Consider the following 14,938-nt stretch of genomic DNA (forward strand, 5'->3'; position numbering starts at 1 on the left):
AGCGATGCTCGTGGAGGAAGGCGCGGAGACCCTCGAGTCTCACGCGCCGTTTTCGCATTCAGCGTCTACGTCCTCCGCGCCTCGTGCCGTCCGGATGCTGCGCCGGCGTTCGGTCGTCGCGGCAACGAAGGCCAAGACCAGCGGACCCAACCGCTTGGCCGGAAACAGACTAGGATTACTGAATTCTATGGCAACCCAGGTAATGCCGACCCGCGACGATTTCGCGGCGATGCTGAACGAAACGCTCGGCGACGCCGACAGCTTCGAGGGCCGCGTGGTGCATGGCACCGTGACCGGCATCGAGAACGACATGGCCGTCATCGACGTCGGTCTGAAGTCGGAAGGCCGCGTGCCGCTTCGCGAATTCGCAGCGCCGGGCCAGAAGGCTGACCTCAAGGTCGGCGACGAAGTCGAAGTCTATGTCGACCGCGTCGAGAACGTCCACGGCGAAGCGATGCTCAGCCGCGATCGCGCCCGTCGCGAAGCCGCATGGGACAAGCTGGAAACCGAATTCTCCAAGACGACCCGCGTCGAAGGCGTCATCTTCGGCCGCGTGAAGGGTGGCTTCACCGTCGACCTGAACGGCGCCGTCGCGTTCCTGCCCGGTTCGCAGGTCGATATCCGCCCCGTGCGCGATGTCACCCCGCTGATGGATATCCCCCAGCCGTTCCAGATCCTGAAGATGGACCGCAAGCGCGGCAACATCGTCGTGTCGCGTCGCGCCGTTCTCGAAGAGACGCGCGCAGAGCAGCGTTCGGGCCTGATCCTCAGCCTAGCCGAGGGCCAGATCATCGACGGCGTCGTCAAGAACATCACCGATTACGGTGCATTCGTTGACCTCGGCGGCATCGATGGCCTGCTGCACGTCACCGATCTCAGCTACAAGCGCGTCGGTCACCCGAGCGAAGTCCTGAACATCGGCGACACCGTCAAGGTGCAGATCATCCGCATCAACAAGGACACCCAGCGCATCAGCCTCGGCATGAAGCAGCTGGAGAGCGATCCCTGGGATGGCGCGATGGTCAAGTATCCGGTCGGCGCGAAGCTCACCGGCCGCGTCACGAACATCACCGAATATGGTGCGTTCGTCGAGCTGGAAGCGGGCATCGAAGGCCTCGTCCACGTGTCGGAAATGTCCTGGACCAAGAAGAACGTCCATCCGGGCAAGATCGTGTCGACCTCGCAGGAAGTCGACGTCATGGTCCTCGAAGTCGATTCCGAGAAGCGTCGCATCTCGCTCGGCCTCAAGCAGGCTCAGGCCAATCCTTGGGAGGCATTCGCTGCCGCTCATCCGATCGGTTCGACCGTCGAAGGCGAAGTCAAGAACGCGACCGAGTTCGGTCTGTTCATCGGCCTCGACAACGACGTCGACGGCATGGTCCACATGTCCGACATCGCATGGGGTGTTTCGGGCGAGGACGCGCTCAACCTGCATCGCAAGGGTGAGACCGTCGAGGCCGTCGTGCTCGACATCGACGCCGAAAAGGAGCGTATCTCGCTCGGCATGAAGCAGCTTGAGCGCGGCGGGCCATCGGCCGGCGGCATCGCAGCAGCAGGCGACAAGCTGAACAAGAACGCGATCGTGACCGTGACCGTTCTCGAAGTCCGCGACGCGGGCCTCGAAGTGCAGCAGGGCGACGATGGCGCGACCGGCTTCATCAAGCGCACGGATCTGGGTCGCGATCGCGACGAGCAGCGTCCGGAGCGTTTCCAGGTCGGCCAGAAGTTCGACGCGATGGTCACCGGCTTCGATCGTTCGAAGAAGCCGACCTTCTCGATCAAGGCTATGCAGATCTCGGAAGAGAAGCAGGCTGTCGCGCAGTACGGTTCGTCGGACTCGGGCGCGACTCTCGGCAACATCCTGGGCGAGGCTCTCAAGGCCCGCACGGACGCCGAGAAGAAGTAAGTGTTAAGAAAAGCCTAACGGCTTATCGATGAAAACGCCCGGCATGTCTCGAACATGTCGGGCTTTTTATTGTCAGATCCACTTTGGTTTTTGACTGTTCGGTAATAAGTGCTAATGCCTCGCAGGTTGACCTGTATCAATCTGTACGCGTTTTTTTAGATGGGCGGGGGCTCGAATGATCCGATCTGAACTGGTCCTTAAGATCGCCGAGGCGCATCCGGACCTACAGCCTAACGAAGTGGAGCTGATCGTCAGCACCTTCTTCGATGAGATATCCAAGCGACTGGCCGCCGACGGTCGAGTCGAACTGCGCGGTTTCGGTGCATTCTCCACGCGTGCGCGCGATGCGCGGACCGGCCGCAACCCGCGTACCGGCGAAGTCGTCGAGGTCGAGGCCAAGCGCGTGCCCTATTTCAAGCCGGGCAAGGAAATGCGCTCACGCCTGAACGTGTGAGCGGTACCACTGCGCGGAACCGTAGACAGTCGAAGAATATGCTGCCGGCCTGGCAAGATGGGTTGACGCTGCGCGCCACCTCGTCTTGTTGGGCGCGTGTGCGGACGTGGCGAAACCGGTAGACGCAGGAGACTTAAAATCTCCCTCCCTAGGAATGCGGGTTCGAGTCCCGCCGTCCGCACCAATCCTGTCTACCCCACCGGACCTGCCTGACTGCTCATCGGTTGGCGCCGCTGGGTTGCTGGTAATCGATCTTGGCGATGTTGAAGCCGGGAACGCCAATCGACAGCGTTCCGGCCTTTACGCCTTCGACAGCCAGCATCCCGACGCGACGACCTGCCGACCAGCGCTGTTCGATCGTGGGCCCTGAAAAGTCGAGTGCCTTGCCGGCGACTTCATCGGCCTGCTCGCTATAGGCGAGTCGGACCAGCGACAGCGCGAAGTCCTGGCGGCCGGCATGCGCGGCTTGCCACCGTTCGATCGTGCGGCGGGATTGCGCGGCGAAGATCAGATCCTGCATGCGGCTCGTCGCCTCGCCCAACGTTGTCGGGCGCGGACCGTGGAGCGGCAACAGGTCGACCGCGATGCAGAGTGTTGGTCGCGGTGGTGGCTCGCTCAGCACCGGATCGAGCGGCAGGTTCGCGGACAGGCCGCCGTCGACCAACCAGCGGCCGTCGATCTCAACCGGCGGGAAGGCAACCGGCAGCGCGGCGCTGGCACGGATGTGATCGGGTCCGATCTGCATCGCGGCGCTGTCGAATACGACATCGTCGCCGGTTTCGAGATCGACCGCAGTCGCGGTGTAGCGGCACGGGCCCACATTGAGGCGCTCGAAGTCGACTAGCGTTTCCAGCGTCGTGGCGAGCTGGTTGGTTTCGAAGATCGACGGCTGGTCGTCGCTCCAGGGCGTCAAGGCGGAGAGCACCGGGCCGAAAATCCCGGGGCGACCGAGCGTTGCGGACCAGCCGACGGCGTTCGTGCGGCGGCTGGTTTCAAGCGCACCCAACCACGGGAGCGTCGGGGCGCCGGACGGTGCGGGTCGCCAGAACGTTCGCAGCGTCTCGATCCGGCGATCGGGAGCGGAACCGGCAATCAGCGCCCCGTTGATCGCGCCGATCGAGGCGCCGATGACCCAGTCGGGCTGGAAGCCATGCGCGTGCAGCGCTTCGTAGACGCCCGCTTCGAACGCGCCGAGCGCGTTGCCGCCGCTGAGGACGAGCACGACGTTGAATTCGCGCGCGGCCCCTGCCCGTTCGGCGTCCGGTGTCACCGGCTGGTATCCTTCGGCCGGCTGAGGGCAACCGCGATCCCGGCTCCGACGATGCCGAGCAGCAGAACAGCAGGGTGAAGTTTCTGTGCCTGCAACACGGTGCTCGATTTCCGCGCGTGGACATCCTGGCTTCCGCGCAACGCATCGACGCGCGGCTCATAGAGGTTGTCGCGACGCGCCGGGTCGCCGGGATCGTCCGGCTTCTGCTGCGCGACGGTGCCGACCAGTTCCATGATCTTGTCGCTCAACCGTGGCGCGGCGCGCGAAAGGAGCGAGGACAGCAGCCCCCCGCCCCCGGCATACAGCGTGCGCCGCGGCGTTCCGCAGGCGAACAACACCGCATCGGCGACGACCGAGGGCGCGTAAAGCGGCGGCGGCAGGCGTGGTGGCTGGTCCATGAAATTGCGCGCGTGCTCGGGGAATGGCGTGTCGATCGCGCCGGGCTTGATCAGCGTCACCGAGATCGCGGCGCCCTCCTGCTCCAGTTCCATCCGCAGCGTATCGGTCAGCGCCTGCACCGCATGCTTGGTCGCGCAATACGGCCCCTGCTCGACGATCGCGCGGTCGCTGAGGATCGACCCGACGTTGATTATCGCCCCGCCACGTGTTCGCAGATGTCGCGCGGCAACGAGCGAGCCGTGCAGCACGCCGAAATAATTGACGTCGAACACGCGGCGGTGATCGGCGACCGGCACCTGTTCGAGCGTGCCGTAGGTGCCGGTGCCGGCATTATTGACCCAACTGTCGAAGCCGCCGAACGCTTCGATCGCGACGGCCGACACACGCTCGACGGCGGCCATGTCGCTGACGTCCGCGGCGCAGATCGCGATGCGGCCGCCATCGGCCGACAAGCGATCACGCAGGGCCTCAAGCGCCGCTTCGTCACGGGCGGTCGCGACGACGGCGGCACCGCGGCGCACGACTTCCTCGACTATCGCGAGGCCATTGCCGCTGGTTGCGCCGGTGACGACGATGACCTGATCGCGGAGGGGTTTCAAGGTGATGGCCATGTCGATCAGCGTCCCAGTGGCGAGGTTGCGTAGCCGGCGAGCAAGGCCGCCACGTCGTCGTAGATCGCGATCGCGCCTGCCGCGTGCAGTTGCTCGTCGTTGAACTTGCCTGACCGGACCGCGACGGCGGCGATCCCGCATTTGGCCGCGGCCTCGATGTCGTAGGGCGTGTCGCCGACGACGATCACCTCGGTGGGATCGATGTTCGGCAGCTTCTTGAGCGCGGTCGCGAAGATGTCGGGGGCGGGCTTGGTCTTCTCGACGTCGTCGCTGCTCGTTGTCGTGGCGATCAGGTCGCGTGCGTCGAGCAGGTCTATGTAATGGTCGAGTTCTGCCTCGGAGGCGGACGATGCCAGTACGACCTGCTGCCCGAGACCATGCGCGTGGGCCAGCAGGTCGTGCGCCTGCGCGAACGGCTTGGCTGTCTCGAGGTATTTCGCCTTGAAGATCGCGCCGTGCGTGTCGCCGAGCTTTTCCTGCTGATCTTCGTCCGCGTCGGGTAGCAGCGTCGGCACGAGCATGTCGGTCCCCTTGCCGATCTGGTCGTGGATCTGCTGGCGGTCGAACGATGCGCCGACGGTCGCGAACGCTTCTTCCCAGGCGAGGACGTGCATGTCGTTGGTGTCGACCAGCGTACCGTCGATATCGAAGAGAATGGCTTTGATCTGCATGAGGCTATCCCGGATCTGAAATCGTGCACCCGCCCGTCGGAACGCCGCAGCACCGTGCAAGGCGTGGCGGGCGAACTGCGTCGGCAGACTGCGATAGCGTCCTAACGGTCCACACTCCGAATTGGCCCCGGCGTCCGCAAACTTGGTAGGGCGATCGCCGTCGCGCAGAGGAAGCCGCAGCATCAATGTCGCAACCGCAACGATGTCGCAGAGCGATCGAGCTCGACAAGTCCTTACGATCTATGGACTTTCATTGTGGCATCTCGATTTAGCTCAAGTTCTTCGATATTGATCACAATCAACATGAAATTTTAACTGCGGATATTGGCGTGACGCAGGAACGATGACGCCACCTTGATCGCTATACTCCCCAGGATATGTTCACGCTGACGGCGGCGACGCGGAAACGTCGCGGCCGAGACTTCGTGGTGACAGTGCATAGTGTTGATGATGATCAGGCGGCGTTTGCGCCATTGCCGAGTCATGTCTGACGCGATGTCGTGTCGTGCGTGAGCAATAGGCAGCAATTCTATGACGGAGATCTTCTGATGCGCGCACTTGTTTGGCATGGAAAAGGCGATGTTCGGGTCGATACCGTTGCAGATCCCGAGATCAAGCATCCGCGCGACGCGATCATCAAGGTGTCGGCCTGCGCGATCTGCGGGTCCGACCTCCATCTGCTCGACGGCTACCAGCCGACCATGCAGGCCGGCGACATCCTCGGCCACGAGAACATGGGCGTCGTCGTCGCGCTCGGCTCGGAAGTCACCAATCTGAAGATCGGCGACCGCGTCGTGGTGCCGTTCACGATCAGCTGCGGCGATTGCTTCTTCTGCCGCAAGGGGCTGTTCTCGGCGTGCGAGCGGACCAATCCGAACGCAGAGATGGCGATCAAGGCGATGGGCCATTCGCCCGCCGGCCTGTTCGGGTTCAGCCACATGCTGGGCGGCTATTGCGGTGGCCAGGCCGAGTATCTGCGCGTGCCGATGGCGGATATCGGCCCGATCAAGGTGCCCGACAGCGTCACCGACGAACAGGCGCTGTTCCTGTCCGACATCTTCCCCACCGGCTATATGGCAGCCGAGAATGCGCAGATCGAGCCGGGCGATACCGTGGCGATCTGGGGCTGCGGTCCGGTCGGCCAGTTCGCGATCCGCTCGGCGCTGATGCTGGGTGCGGGCCGCGTGATCGCGATCGACGAGGTACCCGAGCGCCTCGCGATGGCCGAGGCCGGTGGTGCCGAGACGATCAATTTCGCCGAGGTCGACAGCGTTTATGACGAGCTCCAGTTCCGCACCAAGGGCCGTGGCCCCGACAGCTGCATCGACGCGGTCGGCGCCGAGGCGTCGGGTCATGGCGCGATGGATGCGGTGATCGACAAGGTGAAGGCGGCGACCTTCCTCGCGACCGACCGCGTGCACGTGCTGCGCGAGGCAATCATGAGCTGCCGGATGGGCGGCACGGTGTCGATCCCCGGCGTCTATGTTGGGATGGGCGACAAGATCCCGATCGGCGCGATGATGAACAAGGGGCTGACGATCAAGACCGGCCAGACCCACGTCCAGGCCTATACCAAGCCGCTGCTCGCACGGATCGAGGCGGGCGATATCGACCCGAGCTTCGTCGTGACGCACCCGGCGAGCCTCGAGGATGCGCCCGAGATGTACCAGAAGTTCCGCGACAAGCAGGACGGCGTCATTAAGGTCGTGCTCCGGCCGTAACCCCTCCCCGGCCCGGTCCGCTCCCAACGAGCGGAGCGGATCGGGCCGGTCTGTTTTGATCCGCTACATTCGGAAGGACGTACCGATGAGTGAAAAGGTTCAGGCCCCCGTGCCCGGCAATCCCGGCAGCAAGGGCGCACCGGACGGCGTTTCGGACTCGCCCCGCGGCGGCGATGGCGCCGACGTCCACGGCCGCAGCGAAGGCGGCGAAAGCGGCGGCGGCTCCTATCCCAACCCGCACGCCGGCAAGACCGATACGAACACCGGTTTCATGGCGCACGGCGGCCAGACCGACATCGCCTATCACGGTGGCGGTCAGGCGGGCGAAGACGGCGGCAATGCCGGAAACGGTGTCGCAGGCTCAGACGGCGGTGACCGCACGACGATCGCCGCCGACCCCGATGCGGACCGCGAGCCGCATGCGATCGCGGCCGAAGGTAAGACAATCGACGTCGTCGAGACGTCGGGCATCGCCGAGGCCGAGGCCAGCGGCAAGATTGGCACCGATGCGGACTACGAGGACGAGCAGAAGCGACCCGGCGCCGGCTGAGGTCGCCGCGCTTCAATCCGCATTTTCGCAATTCAAAACCAGCCGCCGCGCATTCCGCTCGGTGGAGCCACAAGGATGATCCCATGTCTGCACCCGAAGATTTCCAGGAAATCTACACTGACGAACTGAAGGATCTGTGGTCCGCGAACGACCAGATGAAGAAGGTTCTCAAGAAGATCACGTCGAAGGCGAGCGACGCATCGCTTAAGGACATGCTGACCAAGTCGCAGGCGGATATCGAGAAGCATACCGACCTGCTCAAGGACCTGATCGCGTCGAACGACGAGAAGGTCTCGAAAGAGCATTGCAAGGGCATGGAAGGCCTCGTCGCCGAAGCCACCAAGCATGTCCTCGAGGAAGGTCCCGAAAAGGGTCCGCTGCTCGATGTGATGATCATCGCGCAGTATCAGCGGATGACGCATTACGGGATCGCCGGGTTCGGTACCGCGACGGCGTACGCCAAGGCGCTGGGTCTCAAGGACGACCACAAGAAGCTTAGCGCGGCCACCAAGGACATCTACGGTGGTGATGAATATATGACGAAGCTCGCCGAGACGACCGTCAACATCGACGCCGAAGACGAAGACGAATGACGTCGAATGCCCGCCGGCATGCAGTCGGCGGGCATCCGCATCCCATACAGTGCTGGACGGAAGAGACGAGATCCATGACGACCTATCCGCTGAGTGAGCCAGCCACGATCTACCGCACCGACAAATCGGGTGGGGAGCGGAAGAGCGTTGCGCGCGGGTCTTTGGCCGATTGTGCCGACATCCTCGCCGGTTGGTCGTCGGAGGATCGCGCTACGGTAGAGATTGAGGTGGACGACATGGCGTTGCGCTATGGATCGGACGAGATCGAGGAGCTTCTCCAGTTCCTGCGCGAGGAAGACGCCGATCGGAAGTCTCCCGCCGGATGACGCGTTCGCGGCTGTGCGGTCGTGTTGGCCTCGGTGGACCGACCAGGTCTACGCGTGAGCGTCAGGCGGAAATGGATCGCTGCACGTGATCCGGCCCGGCGCATCGACGCGACCGGACACGCGACGGCGAAAATGGGGGGCCGTCGCCGTGGATACCGTGACGTCGTACCAGCCGAAATTGTCGCGGAGAGGCCAGCGATAGCGTGTTTCGGCCAATGGTATCACCTTGGGGGGCATGCCGATCGCCGCAACGCTCGCCACCAGACCATGATCGCGCTGGCTGCCGGGCAGTCGCAGAACGAGATCGTCCGCGGTGGTGATCCACTGCATCCGGTACAGGTGCGCTGGCTCGTTCCCGGTGCCGGTGAAATGGCGGTGAAATCCGTTCGGGCCGAGCACCCACAGATCGTAAAAGCCCGCGTCGTCGAACGGCCAGTGCCCGTCCAACGCGTGTCCGGGCTCGACGGTGAAGCGGCGCGGCGGTTGGGCCAGGGCGGTGCGGTCGTAGACGTGGAACACCGCCGCCTGCGTCCCTTCCGCAGTGAATCGTAGATGGAGGGCGCGATCCGCGATCCTCTCGCTGACGGCCAAGACATAGGGCAGTGGACGAGCGCGGCGGATGCCGGGTTCCTGCCATGGGTGCAGCGACCCGGCCGGCGCTTGGGGGCTTATCTGCTTGGGGATCGCCGCGGCCCGGATGGCATCGGGCCGTGGATCGGGCATCGCGGCGAACGGCGCAGGGTCGGCCGCGGTGAAGTCGAAAGCGGACGTCAGGTCGCCGCAGACCGCGCGGCGCCACGGCGCGATGTTGGGTTCGTGAAGGTCGAACCGGCGTTCGAGGAAGCGGATCACCGAGGTGTGATCGAACACCTGCGAATTGACCCACCCGCCCCGGCTCCACGGCGAGACGACATACATCGGCACGCGCGGGCCCAGCCCATACGCCCGGCCGCGATAGGCGGGCAGATCGAGCGCGGCATCGCCCTTGCTCGGGTGGAGGTGATAGCTGCCCTCGAGATCGACCGTCGAGCCGCCGAGCAGCGTGCCGTCGGCGGCGTGCGCGGGTGGCGCCGGCGGCGGGACGTGATCGAAGAAGCCGTCATTCTCGTCGAACATCACGAGCAGCACGGTCCGCGCCCAGACCTTGGGGTCCGCGGTCAGCGCGTCGAGTACGTCGGCGGTGTAGGCGGCGCCCTGCGCGGGGCTCGAAGGGCCGGGATGCTCGGAGCCTTTCGAGGTGGCGATGACGTAGGACACTTGCGGCAGTCGCCCGCCGAGCACGTCGGCGCGCAAGACGTCGAGCCCGCGGGTCGTCAGCGCGCGCTCTCGTAATGCGGCATCCCCACCACCCCGGTGCGCATCGCGGAACGCGGCGAAGCCGACCAGCGGGTTGTCGGTGAAATTATCGGCCATGTCCTGGTAGATGCGCCAGTCGACACCCTTCGCCTGCAACCGCTCGACCACCGTCGTCCAGCGATACGGATCGGCAGCGCCGCCGTCCGCGGGGAAACTGTCGTGCGAATTGCCGATCGCAGGACCGCCCAGCGTGCCGCCGGGATCGTTGGTGCCGCTCCACAGGAACAGGCGGTTTGTGTTGGTGCCGGTCTGGACCGAGCAATGATACGCATCGCAGACGGTGAACGCCTCCGCGAGCGCGAACTGGAACGGGATGTCCTCGCGACGATAATGCCCCATCGCGCGCTGGCTCTTGGCTTCGGGCCAGTGCGCCATCCGACCGTCGTGCCACCCGCGTTGCGCATCGGGCCAGCTATGCGGGGCGCCCTCCATCCGCATCAGGTCGAAATTGGTCCGCGTGGCGAGGTGGAACGGCAGGACCGTGCGTGCGCCGCCGGGGGCGGTTCGATCGCTCTGGTACCAGACCGGCGCCGGCTTCGTCGCGTCGGCCTCGGACGGGACGGGGATCGGCAACCGGTCCGCAAACCCGCGGACGCCGCGCAGCGACCCGAAATAATGATCGAAGCCGCGATTTTCCTGCATCAGGATGACGACATGCTCGACATCCATGATCGAGCCCGTCTTCACGTCCGGTGCGATCGCCGCCGCCCGCGCGATCGCCGCGGGAAACGCGGACAGCGTCGCACCGGACAGGCCGGCGGCGAGCAGCGTGCGACGAGAAACTTCTGTCATGGCCACGATCCGAATGATGAACGCGCACGATCCGCGAACGCGCGGGATCGCACAAGGTACTGCGCGCCTGCTCCGTATGCCCGATGCGTGTCATGTGCGTGACACGAGGCGTCGCGCGGGGCTGGGCGTCCGCACCGATGATAGGTGGAACGATCGCATCGCTCCGGTTGAGCCTGTGGACCCGCTGCCATATGCTGTGATCGCCATGCCGGGCGATCCCGGCATTTCGCTCGATCGATCCGGCGATTGCCACGTACGATCCCTCGATCGCGCCCTGGGTCTTACCGCGGCGACGATCGACGACGACATGACGGTTCAGCCGAACGCGACGCCAACAACGGAGACGATTATGACCACCGCCTATGACACAAAGCTCGGGCTCTACATCGCCGGCGAATGGCTGAGCGGCGACGGTCGCGAGACGCGCGACGTGCTGAACCCGGCGACCGGTGCGGGACAGGCGGCGTTGCCGCTCGCCAATGCAGCGGACCTCGATCGTGCACTGGAGGCGACGCAGCGCGGCTTTATCGCTTGGCGTGCGACCCCGCCGGAAAAGCGTGCCGCGATCCTGGTCCGGACCGCGCAACTGCTGCGCGAGCGCGGCGACCATATCGCTCGTATCGCAACGCTGGAGCAGGGCAAGATCCAGGCCGAGGCGAAGGGCGAAGTCGCGTTTGCCGCCGCGCTGCTCGACTTCCACGCCGCCGAGGGCCTGCGTGTCTATGGCCGCGTGCTGCCCCGCCCATCGGGCACGCGGAGCCTGGTCCTGCACCAGCCGGTCGGCCCGGTGGCGGCGTTCTGCGCGTGGAACTTCCCGATCATGAACGTCGTGCGGAAGATCGCGCCGGCGGTTGCTGCCGGCTGCTCGATCATCATCAAGCCATCCGAGGAAACCGCGGGTAGCGCGGTCGAGGTCATGCGCTGTTTCCAGGACGCCGGGTTGCCCGGTGACGTCGCGCAGTGCGTGTTCGGCGTGCCGGACATGGTGTCGCGCCAGCTGCTCGCCTCGCCGATCACGCGGAAACTGAGCTTCACCGGATCGGTGCCGGTCGGCAAGGCGCTGATGAAGCTGGCCGCCGATACGATGATGCGGACAACGATGGAGCTGGGCGGGCACGGCCCGGTGCTGGTGTTCGACGATTGCGACCTGGAGAAGACGCTCGATACGCTGGTCGCGCACAAGTTTCGCAACGCAGGCCAGGTCTGCGTCGCGCCGACGCGCTTCCATGTTCAGGATGGCATCTATAACCGGTTTGCCGCCGGTTTCGCCGAGCGGACGCGCGCGTTGAAGATCGGCGACGGCATGGATGCGGCGAGCCAGATGGGCCCGATGGCCAACGCCCGCCGTCCCGATGCGATCGCTGAGCTGGTCGGCGACGCGACCGGGCACGGCGCCAAGCTGCTCGCGGGCGGCGACTATGGCGGCCAGGGCGGGTTCTTCTTCCAGCCGACCGTGTTGGCCGACGTACCCCTGTCGGCGCGCGCGATGAACGAGGAGCCGTTCGGTCCGGTCGCGTTGCTCAGCCGGTTCGCGACGGACGAGGACGCGGTGACCGAAGCCAACCGCCTGCCGTTCGGGCTGGCAGCATATTGCTTCACCGAGAATGGCCGTCGCCAGAACATGCTCGGCGACGCGATCGAGGCGGGGATGATCGCGATCAACAACGTCCGGCTGAGCTATCCCGACAGCCCGTTCGGCGGCGTGAAGGAGAGCGGGCACGGTTCCGAGGACGGCCCGGAGGGCATTGCCGCGCATCTCGTCACGAAGGCCGTGCATATCAGCTGACCGGGCGGTGCAAGGCCTTCCGCGGACGGTCGGCCTTGCACGCCGTTGCACTGGATACCGGGGCACGCCCCCCGCCCGTTCGATCAAGGCTATCCGTTGTCGGCACCGTCTACCGTTCAGGTTCGGCTCGCTAATCAGGGCGCGGCTTACGGGGACGGGGATGTGACGATGACGACGATCAAGGGAAGCATGCTGGTGTCGATGCTTGGGCTGGCGTGCCTCGGAGCCTGCGCCTCGACCGGCACGAACGACCGTGCGAGTACGAGACTATGCCGCGCCGATGCCGCCGCGACGCTCGTCGGGCAGACCGCGCCTAGCGACACGGATATTCTTCGCCAGACGGGGAGCGCCGTGGTCCGCCGGCTCGCACCGGGCGATCCGATGACGCGCGATTATCGGCAGGAGCGCGTGACCGTCATCGTCGCGGACGGCCGAGTAGTTTCCGCATCCTGTGGTTGAGCGCCCAGTCTTGATGCGAGCGGCTATCTGCGCATTGGCCGGGACGTTCATCACGGGTTGCACGGCGCATGTCCCGGTCGAGGGTCCGATAGCGCTTGGCCAGACCGCGTTCGTCGACGGACCGAAAGTGCGCGCGGACCGGGTCATCGAAGACAGTCGCTGCCCCGTCGATGTGCAGTGCGTCTGGGCGGGGCGGCTCGTGGTGCGCGCGACCGTCATGGGTGGCGGCTGGTCCAGGCAGATCGATCTGACGCTGGGCATGCCCGTCAACGTCGCGGACGGCGCGCTGACCCTGGTCGCGGCCAGCCCGGCGCGGCGAGTGAATGCTCGTCCCGCAAAGGACAGCGCCTATCGCTTCACCTTCGCATTTCGAGGCGGCCGGTAACGTTGCGAGGCGTTTATAGGCTGGTCCGCGTTGCCCTCTGCGTTGCCCCGCGGGACGTCCGGGCCTACACCGTCGAGGATGCTGACGTCGACGATCCACCAGATTCTTGTGCTGCGATCGGATTCAGGCGGTCGCCCCGGTTTGCAACTAGGCGCTGAACGCAGACGACGCTTGCGGCTTGCGGCGAGCGTCGCGCTATTCGCCGGATGCGCGGTGCTCGCCGCGTGCGATCGGCGGCCGGATACCGGCGCGGTGGTGGTCAGTGCGATCGGCGGCGTCCCGCATGTCGCCGATGCGAGCCGCGTCGCGCTCGACACCCCTGCCCGCCTGCTGATGGATTCGACCGCGCAGGGGCTGGTGCGGTTCGATGCCGCGGGACAGATCGAGCCGGGGATCGCCGAGCGCTGGATCGTGATCGACGGCGGGATGAGCTACATCTTCCGCCTGCGCGAGGGCGACTGGGGCGATGGTACGCCGGTCACCGCCGAACAGGTGGTGACGATGCTCCGACGACAGATTGGCGGCCCCGATACCGCACGGGCGGCGGCGGGCGCACGCAATCCGCTCGCGCCGTTCCTCACCGCGATCGACGAGATCGTCGTAATGACGCCGCAGGTGATCGAGGTGCGGCTGTCGCGGCCAAGACCCGACCTGTTGAAGCTGTTCGCGCAACCCGAACTCGCGTTGCTGCGGCTGCGACCGACCGGCGGGACCGGACCGTTCCGCGTTGCACATCGCGGTCGTGCACCGTTGCTGCGCCCGGCGTTCGATCCCGGCCAGGCCGATCCCGATGACCAGCGCGAGGCAAAGCCGCAGGAGGACGTCCGGCTGATCGGCGAGCGTGCGGCGCGCGCGATCGCGCGGTTCGCCAACCGTGACTCCGATCTGGTGAGCGGGGGCAGCTTCGTCGACTGGCCGTTGCTGGCGGTGACCAGTATCGCGCCGGCGAACATCCGCATCGATCCGGCGGTGGGGCTGTTCGGCCTGGCGATCGTCCGGCGCGACGGGTTCCTGGCCGATGCCGTCAACCGCGCCGCCGTGTCGCAGGCGATCGACCGGTCGGCGGTGACCGGGGCGGTCGCGCCGAACTGGGACGCGGCGGATCGCATCCTGCCCGATATCCTCGACTCCGCCTCGCTGCCGCAGGTGCCGGCATGGACGCTGTTGACGCAGGACGAACGTCGCGCCGCCGCGCGCCAGCGGGTCGCGAGTTGGAAGCAGCAGAGTCCGGGTCCGATCGAGCTGCGGGTCGCGCTTCCCGTCGGACCGGGGGCGACGTTGCTGTATGCGCAGATCGCGGCGTCGCTGATGGCGATCGGGATCGTCCCCCGGCGAGTCGGGATCGACGACGCGGCCGAGCTGAAGCTGGTCGACGCGGTCGCGCCCTATGACAGCGCGCGCTGGTATCTGGCGGCGGCGTGCGTCGCATGTGGCGATGCTGCACGGACGGCACTTGAAGCGGCACGCGAGGCGCCGACGCTCGCCGAACGCGGCGCCAGGATAGCCGCCGCCGACGCCGCGATGAACGAGGACGTGGCGTTCATCCCGCTGGCGCGTCCGATGCGATGGTCGCTGGTCTCCCCGCGGCTCAGCCAGTGGCAGGCGAACACCCGCGCGTGGCACCCGTTGAACCGGTTGCGCCCCGATACCAACTAAGGT

15 protein-coding genes and 1 tRNA gene are annotated in these 14,938 nt (G+C 65.8%); 11 read left to right on the plus strand and 5 right to left on the minus strand.

From position 1 onward, the window contains the following. The first annotated feature begins 187 nt into the window (after positions 1-187). The 3 genes from rpsA (at position 188) to ASE82_RS06290 (ending at position 2,544) form a co-directional block, all read left to right on the plus strand. Positions 188-1,906 (plus strand): 30S ribosomal protein S1, encoded by a 1,719-nt coding sequence (gene rpsA, locus ASE82_RS06280; RefSeq protein ID WP_056060414.1) that lies wholly within the window; start codon positions 188-190, stop codon positions 1,904-1,906. Between the two features lie 175 nt (positions 1,907-2,081). After that, the gene (locus ASE82_RS06285) at positions 2,082-2,360 is read left to right on the plus strand and encodes an integration host factor subunit beta (RefSeq protein WP_056060417.1); all 279 of its coding nucleotides are present in this window, start codon (positions 2,082-2,084) and stop codon (positions 2,358-2,360) included. A 100-nt stretch (positions 2,361-2,460) separates the two neighbouring features. Continuing rightward, positions 2,461-2,544 (plus strand) — tRNA-Leu (locus ASE82_RS06290). 33 nt (positions 2,545-2,577) lie between these two features. On the opposite strand, the gene ASE82_RS06295 is transcribed toward ASE82_RS06290, so the two are convergent. From ASE82_RS06295 to ASE82_RS19340, 4 genes are all read right to left on the minus strand, one after another. Continuing rightward, positions 2,578-3,630 (minus strand): patatin-like phospholipase family protein, encoded by a 1,053-nt coding sequence (locus ASE82_RS06295; protein WP_056060420.1) that lies wholly within the window; start codon positions 3,628-3,630, stop codon positions 2,578-2,580. After that, positions 3,627-4,640: an SDR family oxidoreductase gene (locus ASE82_RS06300; RefSeq protein ID WP_056060422.1), complete on the minus strand. Its 1,014-nt coding sequence runs from the start codon at positions 4,638-4,640 to the stop codon at positions 3,627-3,629. Before ASE82_RS06300 ends, ASE82_RS06295 begins: the two co-directional genes overlap by 4 nt. A 5-nt stretch (positions 4,641-4,645) precedes the next feature. After that, positions 4,646-5,311, minus strand: a complete 666-nt coding sequence (locus ASE82_RS06305) for an HAD family hydrolase (RefSeq protein WP_056060426.1) — start codon at positions 5,309-5,311, stop codon at positions 4,646-4,648. A 311-nt stretch (positions 5,312-5,622) separates the two neighbouring features. Further along, complete coding sequence (locus ASE82_RS19340; RefSeq protein WP_156348798.1) at positions 5,623-5,796, minus strand: hypothetical protein; 174 nt, start codon at positions 5,794-5,796, stop codon at positions 5,623-5,625. Between the two features lie 63 nt (positions 5,797-5,859). Here ASE82_RS19340 and ASE82_RS06310 point away from each other — a divergent pair, with 63 nt between their 5' ends. The 4 genes from ASE82_RS06310 to ASE82_RS06325 all read left to right on the plus strand — a co-directional run bounded on the left by ASE82_RS06310 (position 5,860) and on the right by ASE82_RS06325 (position 8,501). Next, complete coding sequence (locus tag ASE82_RS06310; protein WP_056060429.1) at positions 5,860-7,032, plus strand: zinc-dependent alcohol dehydrogenase; 1,173 nt, start codon at positions 5,860-5,862, stop codon at positions 7,030-7,032. An 85-nt stretch (positions 7,033-7,117) separates the two neighbouring features. Beyond that, positions 7,118-7,582: a hypothetical protein gene (locus ASE82_RS19830; RefSeq protein WP_200910680.1), complete on the plus strand. Its 465-nt coding sequence runs from the start codon at positions 7,118-7,120 to the stop codon at positions 7,580-7,582. 83 nt (positions 7,583-7,665) lie between these two features. Next, positions 7,666-8,175, plus strand: a complete 510-nt coding sequence (locus tag ASE82_RS06320; protein WP_056060435.1) for a ferritin-like domain-containing protein — start codon at positions 7,666-7,668, stop codon at positions 8,173-8,175. Positions 8,176-8,249: 74 nt separating this feature from the next. Next, complete coding sequence (locus tag ASE82_RS06325; RefSeq protein ID WP_056060437.1) at positions 8,250-8,501, plus strand: hypothetical protein; 252 nt, start codon at positions 8,250-8,252, stop codon at positions 8,499-8,501. Between the two features lie 48 nt (positions 8,502-8,549). Here ASE82_RS06325 and ASE82_RS06330 read toward each other — a convergent pair whose 3' ends face one another. Beyond that, positions 8,550-10,649 (minus strand): phosphocholine-specific phospholipase C, encoded by a 2,100-nt coding sequence (locus ASE82_RS06330; RefSeq protein ID WP_056060441.1) that lies wholly within the window; start codon positions 10,647-10,649, stop codon positions 8,550-8,552. A gap of 349 nt (positions 10,650-10,998) precedes the next feature. On the opposite strand from ASE82_RS06330, the gene ASE82_RS06335 reads away from it, so the two are divergent. From ASE82_RS06335 to ASE82_RS06350, 4 genes are all read left to right on the plus strand, one after another. Beyond that, a complete protein-coding gene (locus ASE82_RS06335; protein WP_056061697.1) occupies positions 10,999-12,435 on the plus strand; it encodes an NAD-dependent succinate-semialdehyde dehydrogenase in 1,437 nt (478 codons plus the stop codon). A gap of 168 nt (positions 12,436-12,603) precedes the next feature. Continuing rightward, positions 12,604-12,894, plus strand: a complete 291-nt coding sequence (locus ASE82_RS06340; protein ID WP_056060444.1) for an I78 family peptidase inhibitor — start codon at positions 12,604-12,606, stop codon at positions 12,892-12,894. Between the two features lie 13 nt (positions 12,895-12,907). Next, positions 12,908-13,279: a hypothetical protein gene (locus ASE82_RS06345; protein ID WP_056060446.1), complete on the plus strand. Its 372-nt coding sequence runs from the start codon at positions 12,908-12,910 to the stop codon at positions 13,277-13,279. 78 nt (positions 13,280-13,357) lie between these two features. Further along, a complete protein-coding gene (locus tag ASE82_RS06350; protein ID WP_082441350.1) occupies positions 13,358-14,935 on the plus strand; it encodes an ABC transporter substrate-binding protein in 1,578 nt (525 codons plus the stop codon). The last annotated feature ends 3 nt before the right edge of the window (positions 14,936-14,938 follow it).

Origin of the sequence: Sphingomonas sp. Leaf230 (assembly GCF_001421745.1) — a bacterium.
Taxonomy (GTDB): Bacteria; Pseudomonadota; Alphaproteobacteria; order Sphingomonadales; family Sphingomonadaceae; genus Sphingomonas.

Bases quoted from the DNA above. Each gene is read 5' to 3' on its own strand.
- ASE82_RS06335 (WP_056061697.1), top strand. From the start codon at position 10,999: ATGACCACCGCCTATGACACAAAGCTCGGGCTCTACATCGCCGGCGAA.
- ASE82_RS06310 (WP_056060429.1), top strand. From the start codon at position 5,860: ATGCGCGCACTTGTTTGGCATGGAAAAGGCGATGTTCGGGTCGATACC.
- rpsA (WP_056060414.1), top strand. From the start codon at position 188: ATGGCAACCCAGGTAATGCCGACCCGCGACGATTTCGCGGCGATGCTG.
- ASE82_RS06345 (WP_056060446.1), top strand. From the start codon at position 12,908: ATGCGAGCGGCTATCTGCGCATTGGCCGGGACGTTCATCACGGGTTGC.
- ASE82_RS06305 (WP_056060426.1), bottom strand. From the start codon at position 5,311: ATGCAGATCAAAGCCATTCTCTTCGATATCGACGGTACGCTGGTCGAC.
- ASE82_RS06330 (WP_056060441.1), bottom strand. From the start codon at position 10,649: ATGACAGAAGTTTCTCGTCGCACGCTGCTCGCCGCCGGCCTGTCCGGT.
- ASE82_RS06300 (WP_056060422.1), bottom strand. From the start codon at position 4,640: ATGGCCATCACCTTGAAACCCCTCCGCGATCAGGTCATCGTCGTCACC.
- ASE82_RS19340 (WP_156348798.1), bottom strand. From the start codon at position 5,796: ATGACTCGGCAATGGCGCAAACGCCGCCTGATCATCATCAACACTATG.
- ASE82_RS06340 (WP_056060444.1), top strand. From the start codon at position 12,604: ATGACGACGATCAAGGGAAGCATGCTGGTGTCGATGCTTGGGCTGGCG.
- ASE82_RS06320 (WP_056060435.1), top strand. From the start codon at position 7,666: ATGTCTGCACCCGAAGATTTCCAGGAAATCTACACTGACGAACTGAAG.
- ASE82_RS19830 (WP_200910680.1), top strand. From the start codon at position 7,118: ATGAGTGAAAAGGTTCAGGCCCCCGTGCCCGGCAATCCCGGCAGCAAG.
- ASE82_RS06325 (WP_056060437.1), top strand. From the start codon at position 8,250: ATGACGACCTATCCGCTGAGTGAGCCAGCCACGATCTACCGCACCGAC.
- ASE82_RS06285 (WP_056060417.1), top strand. From the start codon at position 2,082: ATGATCCGATCTGAACTGGTCCTTAAGATCGCCGAGGCGCATCCGGAC.
- ASE82_RS06350 (WP_082441350.1), top strand. From the start codon at position 13,358: ATGCTGACGTCGACGATCCACCAGATTCTTGTGCTGCGATCGGATTCA.